Raw genomic sequence first — 17,499 nt, 5'->3', positions numbered from 1 at the left:
CGTTCCTGCAGATGACAGGCATCTGGAAGGCGTTCCCTGGCGTGCAGGCCCTCCAGGATGCCCATCTCGAAGTCGCCCCGGGTGAAGTTCACGTTCTTCTCGGTGAAAACGGTGCCGGGAAATCAACCCTGATGAAGATTCTCTGTGGGCAATACTCGAGGGATGCCGGCACCGTTTCCCTCGGTGGGCGACCGATCGCACCCGAGAGCCCGATCGAGGCCGGACGCATCGGCCTGGTCATGATCCACCAGGAGCTCAATCTCATCCCGGGTTTGAGCGTAGCGGAAAACATCTTCCTCGGCCACGAACCGACTCGAGGGGGCTTCATCCGCGGAGACGCGATGCGAACAACCGTGTTCAACCTCTTGCGTCGAGTTCGCTGCAAGGTCGATCCCGACGCGCCGGTCTCGACATTGTCGGTCGCTGAACAGCAGCTGGTCGAGATCGCACGCGCCCTCAACGAAGAGGCGCGCCTCCTTGTGATGGACGAGCCGACGGCGGCGCTGTCCGACCACGAAATCGAATCCCTGTTCGACGTCATACACCAGCTCACGCGGGACGGTGTGCCCGTCATCTACATCTCTCACAGGATGCGCGAGATCTTCGCGATCGGCAATCGGGTTACGGTCATGCGTGACGGCAGAACAGTCGGCACGCGACATGTCGAAGAGACTGATCAGGGCGAACTCATCCGCCTGATGGTCGGACGTACCATCGACGAGCACATCTCCAAGCGCGTGGTAGAAATCGGAGAGACCATTCTTGAAGTGATCGACCTCCGTCGGGACAACGTCCTCGAACCAATCACCTTGGAGGTGGGTGCTGGTGAAATCCTCGGCGTCGCGGGGCTCATGGGTTCGGGAAGAACGGAACTGGCGCGGGCCATTTTCGGAGCCGATCCGATCGACGGCGGAACTGTCACAGTGGGCGACACCGTCCTCCCCGGCAACGATCCCCAGGCCTCCATCGCATCCGGCCTCGGTTTCCTCACCGAGGACCGCAAGCAGCAGGGGTTAGTCCTCCAGCTTTCAGTTTCCGACAACATCACTCTGACCAGCCTCGACGAGTTCTCCCGCTACGGAATGCTCGACCTCGCCGCCGAGCACAGGCGGGCCGCCGAACTGGTGGAGAAGCTGCACATCCGGGCGGCATCTCTGGATCAGGAAATCATCGACCTTTCCGGCGGTAACCAGCAAAAAGTCGTGCTTGCGAGATGGCTGGCTGCCGGCTGCCGGGTCCTGCTCTTCGACGAGCCCACGCGCGGCATCGATGTCGGCGCCAAGTCCGAGATCTACGAACTCATCGGCGAGCTCGTCGAACAGGGCGTGGCAGTGGTGCTCATTTCGAGCGAAATGCCCGAATTGCTCGGACTCGCCGATCGCGTCGCCGTGATGAACGAAGGATCGCTGCAGGGAATCCTCTCTCGAAAAGAGGCGTCTCAGGAGCGGATCATGCAGCTCGCTCTGAGCTGAGCACGCCGATTTCGTTCAGACATCTCTCGAGCGCGGCAACTCCGTCGACCTCGTAGGCGACCATACCGGCTGCCCGGGCAGCGGCCACGTTCACCGCCGTATCATCAAAAAACGCAATCCGGTCCGGTGCCACCGCGAGGTCAGAAATCACGTGTTTGAATATCGCCGCTTCCGGCTTGACCACGTTGACTTCGTCCGAGAAATAGCAGTGCTTCATCAGAGGTTCTACGTGCCGACGGTGCAGTGGCGTGTGCAGCTGGTTCGAGTTGCTCAGGCAGGCCAGCCTATAGGACCGCGGGATCCGCTCGAGGAGAGATCGGGCCCCCGGATAAAATCCCCTCGCCCATTCGACGAACGCGGTGAGAAACTCTTCGGGCGTGATGACCAGCTGCAGCTCCTCGATCACGCCACGCGCGAATTGCTGAGGCGATATCTCTGCACGTTCGAATCGCTGGACGGATTCAGACGCGATCCATCGGTCACGCACCTCCGCCCGATCGGTCACACCCGGCATGAGCGGACCGAGCTCGTCGAATCCTGCGAAATCGATCAGCACCCCGCCGAGATCGAAGAGCAGGACTTCAAACTTCGATTTCGCATCCAATCGTCCGTCCTCCCAATCACGGGCGTCGCGCAAACCGGCGCCTGAATGAGTGCAACACGAGGATCCGAATCTATGGCGTGAGAAGTTCTCCGTTCGGCGCTCTCTTGAGATCATCCCCTGCGATGTCATCCCACGAGTAGTAGTGGAACGTCTGGTTGTCCGACATCGCAACGAAAAGACCGGATGGGAATCTCTCGTCCACGGGAACGTTCGTCACATCGGACCCGTCACTCTCGTTGGTCGACACCTTGACGACCTTGACCACCTGGTGGTCGTGGGGATCACCTGGTTCTCCCTCCCGACGGTACACGCGGAAGGTGTTTGTCTGTTGATCGGAGACCAGGATATAGCCGGTCCCATCGTTGATTTTGTAAATCGAGATGCCTTCCTGGTCCTGCGCGAATTCGTCAATTCCGAAAAACGCGAGCTCGACATCTGCCTCCGGAGCATCCGGGTCGGCGAGATACTTGTGGACTCCGGCGGTCTCATCCGAGTAGTAGACGTAGCCGAGCTCGTTATCGACGGCAATCGCCTCGATCTCCTTGCCGCCGACGAACTCGCCAAACGCCCGAACCTTGGTGGCCTTGATGGAGCCGTCGCCGGCATCTTCGAGAAGGTACTGCCAGAGATAGGATCCCGATTGCCCGAATTTGCGGCTGACAATGGCGAAGAAGGCGCGGTCCGACGGCCGGGTGTAGATTGCGAGGCCCATCGCCCGGCGATCGTCGGTCTCGCCGACGAAGGCTGCGATGCCACCGTTGTCGATCGGCGTCATGTCTGGAAGGCGAAAGATTCGGATCTTTTCCTCGTTACGGTCGGTCGCCACTGCGATGTCGATCGTCTCGCCACCGAGCGGGAATCCGTAGGCGACGTCAATGTTGTTCATCCGGCCCAAGCCGCTGACGGTCTTTTCCGGGATGATCTTCCCGTCGAGGTCGAAGACGAAGACCGAACCGCCCTTGTCGGTGCCGAGAACCAGGCTTTGTGCAGGGTCAGCTGAGTTGATCCAAATGGCCGGATCATCGGAGTCGACGGCCGTTTTCTCGGTGATCACGATCGGTTTTAAGACATCATCCGTGTTCGCCTGCGTGTCGACTGCCGGCTGATCCGGCGCCGCACAGCCCATCACGAGGCCTGCGAGAGATATCGCAAAAAACAGCCGAGATTGATGCTTCGCTTCGCGTTTTCTAATCAATACCATGCCTCAATACTCCTTTGGGTTGATTGTTCGAATCACTCACTACCATTGAGATGGCTCGTGTTCTCGAAAGGTTTGGTCGAGGGTGTGACACCCTTCCGTTGGTCGGGCGGCGGGCCGGTCGTCGAGCGAACCACGATGCTGGGAGCAACCACATCGTGGCGTGGGGTGAGCCTCTCACCGTTGATGCGTTCAGCAATCCGGTCGATCGCGGATCGCCCCATGACGTTTCCCGGCTGATCGACGCTCGTCAGGTCAATGTGGCGCAGCGCGGCCAGGGTCGTGTTGTCGTAGCCGACCACTGAGAGGTCGTCGGGGATCGTCAAGCCGGCCTCCTCGAGGGCGTTCATCGCTCCGATGGCGCATAGGTCGTTGGAAGCGAATACGGCCGTCGGAAGGGACTTCATTTTGAGCAGCTCTCGGGCGCCCCGAAAACCGCCCTCCTCGGTATGCACGCCTTCGACGATCAGGATGTCGTCAGCGAGGTCGAACTCGCGCATCGCCCTCAAATAACCCTCGCGTCGGACCTGCGCCGCAGCGCTGTCACCACCGCTGATAAACGCGATCCTTTCATGTCCGAAGCTCACGCAGTGCTCGACCGCGAGCCGGGCGCCGGCGATGTTGTCGTTTGTCACACTGTCACTCAAGTCATCGATCGTGTTGCGGTTCAAAACCACGATCGGGACCGAGTGCCCGGCGCGGGCAATAAACTCGTCGTCGACTCTCGGTGATGCGAGCACCAGCCCGTCGACGCTCAAATCGAGAAAACTCTCGATCGCCTCTTCTTCGAGTTCTCGTTGTCGATCCCCGGTGTTGAAAAGAACGCGGTATCCGAGCTCCGCCGCACGGCCCTGAATTCCCGACACCACACCCCCGAAGAACGGGTTCCTGAGGTCTGAAATCATCACACCGAGAATGCGAGTGCGGCGTTCGACAAGACTTCGCGCCAGTACGTTCGGCCGGTAATTGAGCTCCTCGATCGCCTTGAGGATCACCTCGCGCTTCTCGGCGCTGACCCCATCCTCGCCGCGCGTCACCATCGACACCAGAGATTTCGAAACTCCCGCACGTCGCGCGACATCGTGAATCGTCGGCCTGCTTTGCGACTGTTGCGGTTTCGGTTTTCCTCGTGGTGACACTTGACTTTGCTCCATTCAGGCCCTATGTTCCTTTTGGAACGTTCCAAAATATAAACCCTGGAACGTTGATTTTCAAGGTGGAACGTTCCAAAGGATGTCAAATACATGGGAAACACACCGTTTTGCCTTTATTTCGCAGGCCTTACATCAGAACAAAAATTTGACGGTGGGGTGGGAGGACCACCGGCCGGTTTTTCGCAATCGATCAACTTTCTGACCGATAGGAGGTAGCGATGATGTCCTTGAAAGAGTTTCGATGGATCGCGTTGATGGCCGTTCTGGTCATCGTGATTGCAGCGCCCGGGACGGTCCGAGCCCAGTCGGGCACTGGTGCCATTCGTGGAACGGTGACCAGTCCCGCGGGCGATGTGGTGTCAGATGTCCGGGTGACCGTGCAGGGCACCAACCTGGAAACCGTGACGAACGCTGACGGATCGTACACGTTGAAGACCGTACCCCCAGGTGCCCAGACCATCGTGTTCGAGTACCTCGGCCTTCAGTCGGCAACATCCGCCGTCATGGTCGTTGCCGGGCAGACCGCCAGTCTCGACATGGCCCTCGCATATGCCGCCGAGATCGAGGTTCGCGGCACACCGCTGCTGGTTGGTCAGGCCAAGGCGCTCAACCGGCAGAAGAACGCGATGAATATCACGAACATCGTTGCCTCCGACCAGATAGGGCGCTTCCCGGACAAAAACGCGTCCGAGGCCACCCAAAGGATCCCCGCTGTCAGCCTGCTGCGTGACCAGGGCGAGGGACGGTACGTCATGATTCGCGGCACGGAAGCGCGGCTCAATTCAACCACCGTCAACGGCGAGCGCATCCCGTCGTCCGAAGCCGGGATCCGGACCATTGCCCTCGACACCATCCCGGCGGATCTCCTGGCGGCGATCGAGGTGTCGAAGGCCCTGACCCCGGATATGGACGGCGACTCGATTGGCGGCACTGTCAATTTGGTCACCTCGCAGGCGCCCGACGAGACCCGGGTTTCGGCTGCCCTCGGCGGGGTCTACAACGAGATCACCGACAGATCCGCGCCAACTGCACAGCTCACATTCGGCACCCGCTTCGGCGCCGACAAGGACTGGGGGCTGCTGATCTCCGGTAGCGGCGCCGACCGCAAGGCCGGCTCGGACAACATTGAGCCCGAGTACGACGACGGAGAGCTCGACGAGCTCCAGATGCGCGACTACACGATTCAGCGGGAGCGCTACGGGGCCACCGGCGACCTGGACTACCGCGCCTCCAATGGCTCCAGCTACTCCCTGCGCGGCCTTTACACCAACTACATCGACACCGAGATCCGGCGCGCGAAGAACAACGCGGTCGGCGACAACGAGCTCGAGCGGGCCACCCGGGACCGGCGGCAGGAATCTTGGATCAACTCCATTACCTTCAGGGGCGAAAACAACGTCGGCGAGTCGACCGTCATCGACTATCACGTGGCCTGGAACAAGTCCTCCGAGGAAACACCGAACCAGGTCACCGCGGCCTTCATCCAGGAGGATGTGGAGTTCAACCCCAACGTCAGCCCCGGCTCGATCAACCCGAATAACATCCAGGCCAACCCGTTGAACGAGGACCCAGCCGAATACTGGTTCGATGAACTTGAAACCGAGTACAAGAAGGCGACCGACAAGGACTACGTCGGTGCCTTCAACCTCACCCGAGGTTTTTACAGGGACGCCGGATTCAGCGGCCTCTGGAAGTTCGGCGCGAAGGCCCGCCTCAAAGAAAAGGTGCAGAACTACGAGGTTTCAAAATACGAGTCGGACGACGATCTCAACTTCGTACCCTTCCTGAACGATTGGCAATCCGAAACCTCGTTCTTTCTCGGCCGCTATGACGACGAAATCACACCCTTCCAAGACCCCGGCATGATGCGCGAACTGCTGGCAAGCGGAGATCTCGAAGGCGAGAAGGACCTCGAAGAGGACCTGGCGGACTTCGGGATCGACGAGGATACGTATGCAGCCTACGCCATGACGGAGCTCCTCTTCGGAGCGAGGACGTCATTCCTCGGCGGCGTCAGGGTCGAAAGCACGAAGGATGATTACACGGCGTATGAACTGGTCCTCGATGAGGAGGGAGACCCTCTCGATCTGATGCCAGTCACCGGCGACAAGAGCTACACGGAGTGGCTGCCCCAGTTCCACCTCGTCTACAAGACCGGCGACAATTCCCAGCTTCGAGCTGCGGTCACCCGCAGCCTCGCGCGACCGAACTTCGAGGACATGGCGCCGTGGCGCCTGCTCAACATCGAGGACATGGAGATCGAGCTCGGCAACCCGGACCTCGATGTCACCACATCGTGGAACCTCGATCTCATGTGGGAGCAGTACCTGCAGCCGCTCGGCATCATCTCTGCCGGCGTCTTCTACAAGGAATTGAAGGATTACATCTTCTTCTACAACGTCGACGAGATCGTCGACGGTGAGGAGTTCGAGATCACTCAGCCGCGCAACGGCGAGCAAGGGGACCTGTGGGGTGTCGAGGTCGCTTTCCAGAACAACTTCACCAGCTGGCCCGGTTTTTGGGGCGGCTTCGGTCTCTACGGCAACTACACCTACGTCGACTCCGAAGGCAAGTACCCCGACCGCGAATCTGGACCACTGCCGGGGCAGGCGGAGAACGTCGCCAACCTCGCAATCTCGTACGAGAAGTACGGCATCTCGACCCGACTCTCCTACAACTTCAACGGCAAGAACATCCTCGAGGTCGGGGGAGATCCCGAGGAGGATCTCTGGGTCGACGACCACGCCCAGCTCGATTTCCTGTTGCGGGTCCAGATCTCTGACGAGTTCAGCGTTGTCTTGGAGGCCATCAATATCACCAACGAACCGTATACGGTCTTCGAGGGAGTCGCCGACCGCATTCGGCAGCAGGAGTACTACGGCTGGTGGGCAACCCTGGGTGTGAGGTTCGACCTGTAGGAACGCTACGAATGAGCGACGTCCCCGGGGCTCCGGCCCCGGGGATCAAAGAAGGTTCGTCGATGGAAATTGTGAACACGTTTCAGCGACAGCTCTATTCACATTCAAATCAGGAATGATTATCAAATAATGGAGACGACAGGCACATGAAACACACGACGGTCGGTGTCATCGGGGCAGGCCGGATCGGCAGGATGCACGCCGAGAACCTCACCCACCTCGTACCGGAGGCCGAGGTGCGGGCGGTTGCGAGCCCACACCTGGATGAAGACTGGGCCAGAGAGCTCGGGATCCCCATCTGCTCGACCGACAACGCAACGGTCTTCGGCGATCCCCAGATTGATGCGGTCGTCATCGCCGCCCCCTCCGGTCTTCACAGTGAGCTGATCCAGGAGGCCGCAGCATCGGGCAAACATATCTTCTGTGAAAAACCGGTCGGGTTCGAAGAAGGACCGATCGAGGCGGCGATCCAGGCCGCGAGTGCCGCCGGTGTTCAGCTCCAGGTCGGCTTCAACCGCCGCTCCGACCCAAGCATCCTCGACCTCGTCGGAGCGGTTCGTGATGGCCAAATTGGAGAGGTCCACACGGTGCGGGTCACCAATCGTGATCCGAAGGCGCCGCCGATCGATTTCGTGAAGCGGTCGGGCGGGATCTTCCTAGACTTTCTCATCCACGATTTCGACGCCGTTCGATTCCTTTCGGGCTCGGAAATAGTCGAGGTCTTCGCCACCGGCGCCGTGCTCATCGATCCCGAGATCGGCGCCGCCGGCGATATCGACACCGCAACCGTGACCGCGCGTCTGGCCAACGGCGCCCTGGCCGTGATCGATGCCAGCCGGCAGGCGGTCTACGGCCTCGATCAACGATTCGAAGTCTTCGGTTCCGCAGGCAGCGTCGCAGTCGACAACACGATTCCCAGTACTCGCGTGGTCAGCACCACCGGTGGCGTGGTCCGCCGAACGCCTCACGACGGCTTTGTTTCCCGCTATCGGGAGGCTTTCGTTGCCGAACTGCGCAGTTTTCTGACCGCGGTGCGAGAGAACAACCCGGTCGTGGCCAGCGCGGAGGATGCCCTCGCCGCCGTCCGCGTAGCGGTCGCCGCCCGAAAATCATTCGACCAGAATCGGCCCGTCCGGCTGACGGAGAACTCCCCGATCGCCGGCGAAGGGACAACTGCATGAAGACGATTACCGTGGGCGTGCTGGGGGCCGGTAGGATCGGCCGCCTCCATTCTGAAAATCTGTTGAGTATGGCCGGCGTGCGGGTGAAAGCGATCGCCGATCCCTACGCGGATTTCAGTGCATGGCCGCCGGAGGGCATCGAGACTGGAATCGACCCGTCGTTGGTGCTCGATGACCCGGACATCGAGGCAGTCCTGATCTGCTCGCCGACTCCGACCCACGCAGATTTCACCGAGGCCGCCGCCACCGCCGGCAAGCACATCTTCTGCGAAAAGCCGATAGACCTCGACCCGCAGCGGATCCGGCGCACAATCGATGTGGTCGACGTCGCGGGCGTCAAGCTGCAAGTGGGTTTCAACCGGCGATTCGATCCGACCTTTTCACGGGTCCGGCAGGCGGTGACCGACGGTGACGTGGGCGACATCCACATCGTCAAGATCACCTCGCGCGACCCGGAGGCCCCTCCCGTCGAGTACGTTCAGAGCTCGGGCGGCATCTTCCTCGATATGACGATTCACGACTTCGACATGGTCCGGTATTTGACCGGCAGCGAGGTCGAGGAAGTGCACGCTATGGGAGCTGTCCTGATCGACCCGGCCATTGGTAAGGCCGGGGACGTGGACACGGCCGTGACGACCCTCAAGATGGCCAACGGCGCGCTGGCGGTAATCGAAAACAGCCGCCAGGCAGTCTACGGTTATGACCAGCGGGTCGAGGTTTTCGGCTCGAGGGGCAGCGCGGAGGCGGGCAACGAAACCGCCAACCGGGTCGTAATGAACCGTGCCGACGGCGTCAGCGCTGACACGCCGCTGTACTTCTTTCTCGAGCGCTACCAGGCGTCGTTCGTCGCCGAGCTCGAGTCCTTTTTTACCAGCATTCGTGATGATCACGAGCCAACGGTCGGCGGGCGCGACGGATTGATGTCGGTCCTGGTCGGTCTCGCGGCCGCCCAGTCGATGGCCGAAAACCGGCCGGTGAAGGTCGAGGCGCCATGAGCCTCCTCCGCGGGTTTCTCACCGGCGAGGATCGGCCGCTGATCGAGGATCAGAACCGCGTCGACAGTCTGTACAGGCGGCATCGAGTCCGCATCATGCTCGCCATTACCATCGGCTACGGCCTCGTCTACACCTGCCGCCTGGCCCTGTCGATGGTCAAGAAACCGCTGATCGACGGTGGCATCTTCACCCCGGTCGAGCTCGGGATCATCGGCTCGGCACTGTTCTACACCTACGCATTCGGCAAGCTGACCAACGGATTCCTCGCCGACCACATGAACCTCAAGCTTTTCTTCGCTTTCGGAGTTCTGGTCTCAGCCCTGATCAACATCGGCATGGGCTTCTCGACCATCCTTTGGCTTTCCGTCCTTCTCTGGGGTCTCAACGGGTGGTTCCAGGGATTCGGCGCTCCGACCGGAGCGGTGGCTCTGGCGACGTGGTTTTCGAACAAAGAGCGCGGTCGGATGTACGGCATCTGGAGCACCGCCCACGCCATCGGCGAGGGTCTGACCTTTGTCGGCGTGGCCGGCTTCGTGACCCTGTGGGGATGGCGGGCCGGGTTTTGGGGCCCGGGATTAATCTGCATTGTGGTGGCCTTCGGGCTCTACCTCCTGATGCAGGACCGGCCACAAACTCTCGGCCTACCAAGGATCGCCGAATGGAAGGACGACTTCGTCAGTTCGGATGAAGGGAGTCAGCACAGGAAAGAAAGTACGTGGGCCGTTCAGCGGACGATCCTCAAGATCCCCGCGATATGGGTCTTGGCGCTCGCGAGCGCCTCGATCTACGTCACCCGCTACGCGATCAACAGCTGGGGCGTGCTCTACCTTCAGGAGGCCAAGGGCTACACGCTGATGCAGGCGGGCGCCATTATCTCGGTAAACACCATCGCCGGAATCCTCGGCGCGGTGGCCTTCGGTTTCACTTCCGACAAGGTTTTCAACGCGCGTCGTCCGCCGACGAATGTCATCTTCGCGGCGATGGAGATCGCCGGTCTGCTGATGGTCTTCTTCGGCCCGCCCGGGAAGCCGCTCTTCATGACCGTGGCGTTCTTCATCTACGGTTTCGGTCTGACCGGGCTCGTGACCTCGCTCGGTGGCCTCTTCGCCCTCGACATCGCCCCCAAGCGGGCGGCCGGGGCGGCGATGGGATTCATCGGCGTGTTCTCGTATATCGGGGCCGCCCTCCAGGACCAGATCAGCGGCCATCTGATCGAGCGCGGTATCACCATGATCGACGGAATCCGGCATTACGACTTCACGACCGTGATCTGGTTCTGGGTCGGATCATCGGTGCTTTCGTTCATCCTCGCCACCTCGCTCTGGCGGGTGCGCATGAGGGATTGAGGAGCAACATGTCTGACGACACACACGTTTTCGACGTCGCGACGGTCGGCAACTACACCAAGGACACGATCATCACCAAAGGCGGCACGCTCCAAGCCGATGGCGGCGGCGTCACCTACTCGGCCCACGCGGCTCACACCCTCGGTCAAGATGTTGCAGCCGTCACGAGGCTGGCCAAGGAGGACTTCCACGTCGTTCGGAGCCTCGAAGAATTCGGGGTCACAGTCTTCGCCACTGCAACCCCGAGCTCGACCCTGATGCGCCTGGAGTATCCGACCGACAATCCCGACCAACGGATTCTGACGGTGGCGGACACCGCCGGGTCGTTTACCCCGGAGCAGGTGCGCACGATCAACGCCAGGGCATTCATCATCAGCCCATCCATCCGCGGGGAGATGCCGATCGAAACGATCCGGGAACTGCGCAGCAAGAAATCGATGATCAGCGCCGACGCGCAAGGCTTCATCCGCGTTCGCAGGCCCGACGGCCGGCTCGAACACGTCGCATGGCCCGAACAGGGAGATGTGCTGGAACTGGTGGACATACTCAAGGCAGACGTCGTCGAGGCCGAGGCCCTGACCGGTGAGACGGACATGGAGAGGGCGGCGAGATCGCTCGCGGCGCAGGGCCCCCGGGAGGTCATCATCACTCATGGCGATGGGATCTTCCTGCTCGCCCAAGACCGGGTCTTCGAAGCCGAGTTCCACGCGAAATCAATGCTCGGCCGCAGCGGTCGCGGCGATACCTGTGTCGGTTCCTACGTCGCGGCCCGGCTCGACCGACCGCCCGAGGAGGCACTCTACTGGTCGGCCGCGACCACCAGTCTGAAGATGGAGGCCCCCGGGCCGATTCGAAGACCGTACGAAGCGATCGTCGAGCTTCTCGAAAACACCTACAAAGGAGTTCAACCGACTACCTAGAAATCCTACCGATGTCGGACAGACGTCGTGAAAATGCAAAAGGAGGCACGTCATGAAAGGTATGGTTTTGGATGCGAAGTGGGAGCCGAAACCGGACTACACGGTTTCCGATTGGGAAAAGAAGACCGGGAAAGCCATCACCGGCAACGCCATCTGGCACAACCCGACGCTCGAGGTCAAGGACTGGCCGGATCCGACACCGGGTCCCAACGAAGTCCTTCTCGAGATCCAGGCGTGCGGCGTCTGCGGTTCCGACATGCACTTCTACGAGACGGACGATGACAACTATATCCTCTACCCGGGTTTGACCAAGTTCCCGACCATTCTCGGCCACGAGTTCTCGGGCAAGGTCGCGGAGGTCGGCAAGGACGTCACACTCCTCCAACCAGGCGACATGGTGACCGTCGAGGAGATGATCTGGTGCGGCCGCTGTATCCCCTGCCGTAACGGTTACCCCAACCACTGCACCAACCTCGAGGAGATCGGCTTCACCATTCCCGGTGCCTTTGCCAACTACATCGCGGTCGACGAGAAGTTCTGCTGGAAGATCGACGCCATCGCCGAGAGGGTCGGCAGCGAGGAAAAAGCCTACGAGCTGGCCGCACTGACCGAGCCGACCTGCGTCGCCTACAACGCCATGTTCGAGCGGGCCGGTGGGTTCAGACCCGGGCACTTCGTCAACGTGGTCGGCGCCGGACCGATCGGGTTGGCTGCGATAGCGCTTGCAAAGGCGGGCGGTGCGAGCACCATTGCCGCCTTCGAGGTGTCGCCTCAACGGCGTGAGTTGGCCAAGGCAGTCGGAGCGGACTTCGTCTACGATCCGCGCGAAGTGTCTGCGGGTGACGTCCTGATGGAGCTCAGCAAGGGCGAGGGATTCAACTTTCACGTCGAAGCGGCCGGCGTTCCCCACCTGATGATTCCGGAGATGGAAAGGGGACTCGCGATCAACAGCAAGATTGTCCAGATCGGTCGTGCGGCGCAACGTGTGCCGATGTATCTCGAGGCGTTTCAGGTCCGCCGCGCCCAGGCCTACGGCGCCCAGGGGCACTCTGGTCACGAGACCTTCCCGAACGTGATCCGCATGGTGGCGTCGGGCCGCATCGATCTGAGCCCGATCATCACCGCGAAGTACGGCCTCGACGACACCGTGGCCGCGATCGCCAAGTCGATCGATCGAACCGACGGTAAGATCCTGGTCAAGCCGAACTGAAGCGGATCAGGGGTAGGAGAGAAGCGGTGGATCGCGAACTGCGAATGGCCGTCGTCGGCGTGGGCCGAATGGGATTGACCCACGCCGAAAACCTCGCCCATCTCACTCGCGGTGCACGGCTTGTCGCCGCGACGACGTCCAGTGCCGAGCGGGCGGAATCCGTCCGCCGGCGCTGCGGCGCCGTGCCGGTCTATGACACCCTCGATCGCTTGATCGAGGCTGAGTCGCTGGATGCGGTGATCATTTCCAGCAGCACTTCGGCACACATCGGAAATGTCGAGCGATGCGCCGCCGCCGGACTCCATATTCTGTGTGAAAAACCTCTCGGCCTGTCGTTGGACGAGTGCAGCCGTGCCGTGAACGCCGTGGAGAAGGCGGGTATCAAGCTGATGATGGGGCATACGCGTCGTTTTGATGCCGGTTATCAGGAGGCGATGAGGCTCATCGCGTCCGGTGCCATCGGACGACCCGTCCTCTATCGGTCGATCAGCGGAGACGTCGACCCTCCCCCACCCGAGTTTGCCGATCTCGCGGTCAGCGGTGGTCTCATCCTCGACTCCATGTATCACGACATCTACCTCGGTCGCTGGTTAATGGCCGACGAGATCATCCGGGTATATGGCGAGGGCGACGCTCTGATCGACGCCGACGTGGGATTGGTTGGCGATGTTGACAACGCAGTCGTCAGCGCGCGGTTCGCGAGCGGCGCGATGGCCACTCTCACCGCCAGCCGAACCACCCGCTACGGACATGATCTGCGCGGCGAGGTGATCGGTGAGGAGGGCGCCGTCCAGGTCGGACGGCTTCAGAAGACGCCGGTCCGGCTATTGGACAAGGCGGGTGCGCACCACGACGCCGTCTTCACTACCCCGGAACGCATGGGAGACGCCTTCGTGACAATGCTGCAGTCCTTTGTGGACTGTGTCGTCGACGACACCGAATCGCCGGTGACGGGTCAGGACGGTTTGACGACGCTAGCAGTCGCCATTGCAGCCCGTCAATCGATCCAGACCGGCGCACCGGTGGAGATTGGCTGAGGAGAACAACCAACCCGCCCGCGAACCGCGGGCATGAGAGTGCGATCGAAACGAACCAGGGAGCAACACATGACAGACTTTCCAGAAGATCCAAAATTGTTGGCGACCAGCGAACCGGATTTGTTCTTCGAGGACAACACGGTTGGCAGGTGCAAAAAAGAAGTGTGGGACGCGAGCGACGAGGACATCGATGCCATCCTCGCCGACTATGGCATCCCATCACCCTGCGAGTGGGGCAAGGCGGGCTCCTACATCCAAACCACCGTGCGCCACCAGGTCGAGGCGGAACGCCGCAAGAACGACATCGTCTTCATTCCGGTCGGCTGTACCGAGCTGCACGGCCGCCACCTTCCCAGCGCATCGGATACGCTTTACGTGAGCCAGATCCTCGAGGGGCTGCGCCGATTCACCGCCAAACGCGGCGATCCTGTCAGCCTCGCTCTACCCCCCCTCAACTACGGTTCTCACCCCTACCACCACCTCGGAATGCCGGGCACCGTGATCGTGCGCGAGAACGTCGCCCGCGAGTTCCTGATCGACGTGATGCTGGGCTTATGGAACGACGGCTTTCGTAAACAGGTGCTGATCAACAACCACGGCCACCTGTGGATGCTCGAATCGGCGATCCAGCAGTTCCAGAAGCGCTATCAGCTTCCAGGCATCTTCCGAGTCATCGACTGGCACCGCGCGGTGCGCGAATTCTTCCGCACCGGCCCCAAGGGCGGCAAGATGGACACCAACTTCGTCCACGCCGACGAGTCGGAGACCTCACTCGGGCTGCTTCTCCACCCCGACATGGTGGATATGGACTACGCGGTCGACACGCAAGGCAAGGGCTATCTTCCGGATGGCCACTTCGACAAGTCGGTTGACCCGTTCAGCCGGCCGAGCCGTTGGTCCGAAGGCGAGGGCCACTTCGCAATCGAGATTGCAGCCACACCTGAAGGCGTGGTCGGCAAGTCGACCCACGGCGCAGCGGAAAAGGCCAAGCGCCCGGTGGCGGCCATCTTGAAGTACCTGACCCTGCTCAACGATCAGATCCTCGAGGTATTCCCGCCAGGGACGGTTCCTCCGGTCGAAGAGGTCACCCTGCGGACCGAGGCCGAGATGGAGCCCTATCTCCGCGAGCCGTTGAGCGATGGATGGAAGCCGGTCTACCAGCTACCGCAGATCGGTCAGAGCTAGGCAACGACCGATGAAACTCAGCGTCGTGCTGTCAACCCACGCCGCCGCGTTCCAGGCGGTGGCCTTCAAGGGTGACTTCGAGGCGAACGTCGCCAAGATCGCATCCTGGGGATACGACGGCGTCGAACTGGCCGTGCGGGATCCAGATTTGGTGAACATCGGCCAGCTCGAACGAGTCGTTTCTGAATGTGGCCTGGTCGTGCCGGCTATCGGCACCGGCCAGGCCTGGGGCGAGGAGGGACTGTCTTTCACCAGCGACGACCCGGAAATCAGGGCCGCGGCCATTGAACGAGTCGTCAGTCACATCCCTCTCGCTGAGCGTCTCGGCGCGATCGTCATCCTCGGGTTGATTCGAGGCATTACTCCGGAGGACCAGACTCACGAACAGTCAATGGCTTACCTTGTCCATGCCATTCGGAGATGCGCAGCGGCCGCAAAGGGATCTTCCGTCCGCTTCGCACTCGAACCTCTGAACCGGTACGAGACCGACCTCGTCCATACCGCTGACGAGGGACTCGAGCTGGTGGAAAAGGTCGGCGCCAGCAACTTCGGGCTCCTTCTCGACACATTCCACATGAATATCGAGGAGCCCGATATCTGCGACAGTATCCGCGCCTGCGGAGACCGCATCTTTCATTTTCACGTCGCCGATTCGAATAGATGGCACCCGGGCGCTGGCCACCTCGACTTCGGCACGATCCTCGACGAGCTCACAAACACCGGATACAAGGGTTTCGTATCGGGTGAGTTCATGCCGTTGCCCGACGCCGATACCGCGGCAGAACGCGGAATCAGCCACCTCAAAACGGTCATCCCCCATTGAACAAGGAGCGGTGATGAATTCACGATCAGACATTCTCGCATCGATCATTCTTCTTCTGCTGTGGGTGGCGTTCGCTTCTCCGACAGTCGCGGCCGGGCGAAACGATGAAGGCTATCCGAGATTGATGCAGGGGCCGATGGTGGGTGCCGTCTCGCCCTCCGAGGCCAGGATCTGGGCGCGGACCACGGGTGAGTACTCGGTCGCCATCCAATTCGCGACTGATTGGGAAATGAAGTCGGCGAAGACAACCGCTGCAGTCGTGGCGAGCAAAGCCAGCGACTACGTTGTAGTCGTCACGCTGACGGACCTTGCGCCAGCCACAGAGTATTTCTACCGGGTCCTGGTCAACGGCGAAGGCGACAAATACCTGAGCGAGTACCCGGCCTTCCGCTTCACGACCGCACCCCCGAAAGGCACTCCCGCATCGTTCCGCATTGCATTCGGATCGTGTCCGAAGTTCCAGGACGACCGGGTACAGCCGATTTGGCCGGTGATTTCAAGCTTCGAACCGGACCTCTTTTTCTGGATCGGCGACAACATCTACGGCGACACCCTCGACCCGGACATCCTCCGCGAGGAATACCGGCGGCAGCGCGACGTACCCGGACTGCAGCCTCTTCTGCACAACACCCCCCATCTCGCGGTATGGGACGATCACGACTTCGCTCTCAACAACCACGACCGCACCAATCCAATCAAGTTCGAAGCGCTCGAAGTCTTCAAGGACTACTGGGCGAATCCGTCGTACGGCCTGCCGGATGTCCCCGGCGTCTTTTTCACCTACAGCTACGGTGAGGTCGATTTCTTCTTTGTCGACGACCGTTTCTACCGCGATCCCAACTCGGACCCGGACACACCCGAGAAGACCATGCTCGGCCCCGCTCAGTTCACATGGCTGGAGAACGAGCTCGCCGCCAGCACAGCGATCTTCAAGGTCATCGTGTCCGGCAGCGGATTCAGCAAGGCGAAGGGCGAGGGCGGAGATTCCTGGGCGGCCTTCCTCCATGAGCGTGACCGCCTCTTCAATTTCATTCGCGATCAGGAGATTTCCGGTGTCGTTCTCGCTTCGGGCGACTCGCACATCGGTGAGCTCAACGTCATCCCGTGGTCCGAAAAGGGCGGCTACGACTACTACGACCTCGTCAGCTCACCGCTCGCGCAGCGCAACCCCGACAGCTGGCTCCACAGACGGCCGGAACGGCGCATCCGTCCCGTCTACTTCAAGGGCAGCAGCGTCGGTGTTATTGACTTCATATTCGATGAATCGCCGCGCCTCATGTACCGCATCATCGACATCCACGGGCGCAACGTTTGGGAGCCCTTCGTCGTCCGTGCCGACGAGCTCGTCAACGGAGTCGTCTCGTGGCCCGAAAAGGTTGATGAAAGTTCGAGGCAACGCCAGGAGTTTTTCGACGCCGGCAAGGGCTACTACGAGATCGAACCGGAGGATTAGGAG

Annotated in this window: 14 protein-coding genes; 11 read left to right on the top strand and 3 right to left on the bottom strand. The window is 61.0% G+C overall.

Annotated features, from left to right (window positions below; genetic code table 11):
• Positions 1–11 precede the first annotated feature (11 nt).
• Positions 12–1,472: a sugar ABC transporter ATP-binding protein gene (locus tag LJE93_16860; GenBank protein ID MCG6950586.1), complete on the top strand. Its 1,461-nt coding sequence runs from the start codon at positions 12–14 to the stop codon at positions 1,470–1,472.
• On the opposite strand, the gene LJE93_16855 is transcribed toward LJE93_16860, so the two are convergent.
• The 3 genes from LJE93_16855 to LJE93_16845 form a co-directional block, all read right to left on the bottom strand.
• The gene (locus LJE93_16855) at positions 1,450–2,076 is read right to left on the bottom strand and encodes an HAD-IA family hydrolase (GenBank protein MCG6950585.1); all 627 of its coding nucleotides are present in this window, start codon (positions 2,074–2,076) and stop codon (positions 1,450–1,452) included. The genes LJE93_16860 and LJE93_16855 overlap by 23 nt on opposite strands.
• A 70-nt stretch (positions 2,077–2,146) precedes the next feature.
• Entirely contained in the window at positions 2,147–3,277 is a 1,131-nt protein-coding gene (locus LJE93_16850) for a phytase (GenBank protein ID MCG6950584.1), read from the bottom strand.
• A gap of 32 nt (positions 3,278–3,309) precedes the next feature.
• On the bottom strand, positions 3,310–4,428 hold the full coding sequence (locus LJE93_16845; GenBank protein MCG6950583.1) for a LacI family transcriptional regulator: 1,119 nt from the start codon (positions 4,426–4,428) through the stop codon (positions 3,310–3,312).
• Positions 4,429–4,646: 218 nt separating this feature from the next.
• Here LJE93_16845 and LJE93_16840 point away from each other — a divergent pair, with 218 nt between their 5' ends.
• The 10 genes from LJE93_16840 to LJE93_16795 all read left to right on the top strand — a co-directional run bounded on the left by LJE93_16840 (position 4,647) and on the right by LJE93_16795 (position 17,496).
• Positions 4,647–7,346, top strand: coding sequence for a TonB-dependent receptor (locus LJE93_16840; protein MCG6950582.1), 2,700 nt, complete (start codon positions 4,647–4,649; stop codon positions 7,344–7,346).
• 146 nt (positions 7,347–7,492) lie between these two features.
• On the top strand, positions 7,493–8,527 hold the full coding sequence (gene iolG, locus LJE93_16835; GenBank protein MCG6950581.1) for an inositol 2-dehydrogenase: 1,035 nt from the start codon (positions 7,493–7,495) through the stop codon (positions 8,525–8,527).
• Entirely contained in the window at positions 8,524–9,522 is a 999-nt protein-coding gene (iolG, locus tag LJE93_16830) for an inositol 2-dehydrogenase (GenBank protein ID MCG6950580.1), read from the top strand. The genes iolG (LJE93_16835) and iolG (LJE93_16830) overlap by 4 nt, the downstream gene beginning before the upstream one ends.
• On the top strand, positions 9,519–10,868 hold the full coding sequence (locus LJE93_16825) for an MFS transporter (GenBank protein ID MCG6950579.1): 1,350 nt from the start codon (positions 9,519–9,521) through the stop codon (positions 10,866–10,868). Before iolG (LJE93_16830) ends, LJE93_16825 begins: the two co-directional genes overlap by 4 nt.
• A gap of 8 nt (positions 10,869–10,876) precedes the next feature.
• Positions 10,877–11,788, top strand: a complete 912-nt coding sequence (locus LJE93_16820; protein MCG6950578.1) for a PfkB family carbohydrate kinase — start codon at positions 10,877–10,879, stop codon at positions 11,786–11,788.
• A gap of 52 nt (positions 11,789–11,840) precedes the next feature.
• A complete protein-coding gene (locus tag LJE93_16815) occupies positions 11,841–12,998 on the top strand; it encodes an alcohol dehydrogenase catalytic domain-containing protein (GenBank protein ID MCG6950577.1) in 1,158 nt (385 codons plus the stop codon).
• 26 nt (positions 12,999–13,024) lie between these two features.
• Positions 13,025–14,035: a Gfo/Idh/MocA family oxidoreductase gene (locus tag LJE93_16810; GenBank protein MCG6950576.1), complete on the top strand. Its 1,011-nt coding sequence runs from the start codon at positions 13,025–13,027 to the stop codon at positions 14,033–14,035.
• A 69-nt stretch (positions 14,036–14,104) separates the two neighbouring features.
• Entirely contained in the window at positions 14,105–15,220 is a 1,116-nt protein-coding gene (locus LJE93_16805; protein ID MCG6950575.1) for a creatininase family protein, read from the top strand.
• A gap of 10 nt (positions 15,221–15,230) precedes the next feature.
• Positions 15,231–16,043: a sugar phosphate isomerase/epimerase gene (locus tag LJE93_16800; GenBank protein MCG6950574.1), complete on the top strand. Its 813-nt coding sequence runs from the start codon at positions 15,231–15,233 to the stop codon at positions 16,041–16,043.
• 13 nt (positions 16,044–16,056) lie between these two features.
• Positions 16,057–17,496 carry an alkaline phosphatase D family protein gene (locus LJE93_16795; protein ID MCG6950573.1) on the top strand — a complete coding sequence of 480 codons (1,440 nt, stop codon included), beginning with the start codon at positions 16,057–16,059 and terminating at the stop codon, positions 17,494–17,496.
• The last annotated feature ends 3 nt before the right edge of the window (positions 17,497–17,499 follow it).

The sequence above is a fragment of the Acidobacteriota bacterium genome, assembly GCA_022340665.1.
GTDB lineage: Bacteria > Acidobacteriota > Thermoanaerobaculia > Thermoanaerobaculales > Sulfomarinibacteraceae > Sulfomarinibacter.
Note: the sequence above shows the minus strand (reverse complement) of the source record. Positions and strands in the feature narration are given on the sequence as shown.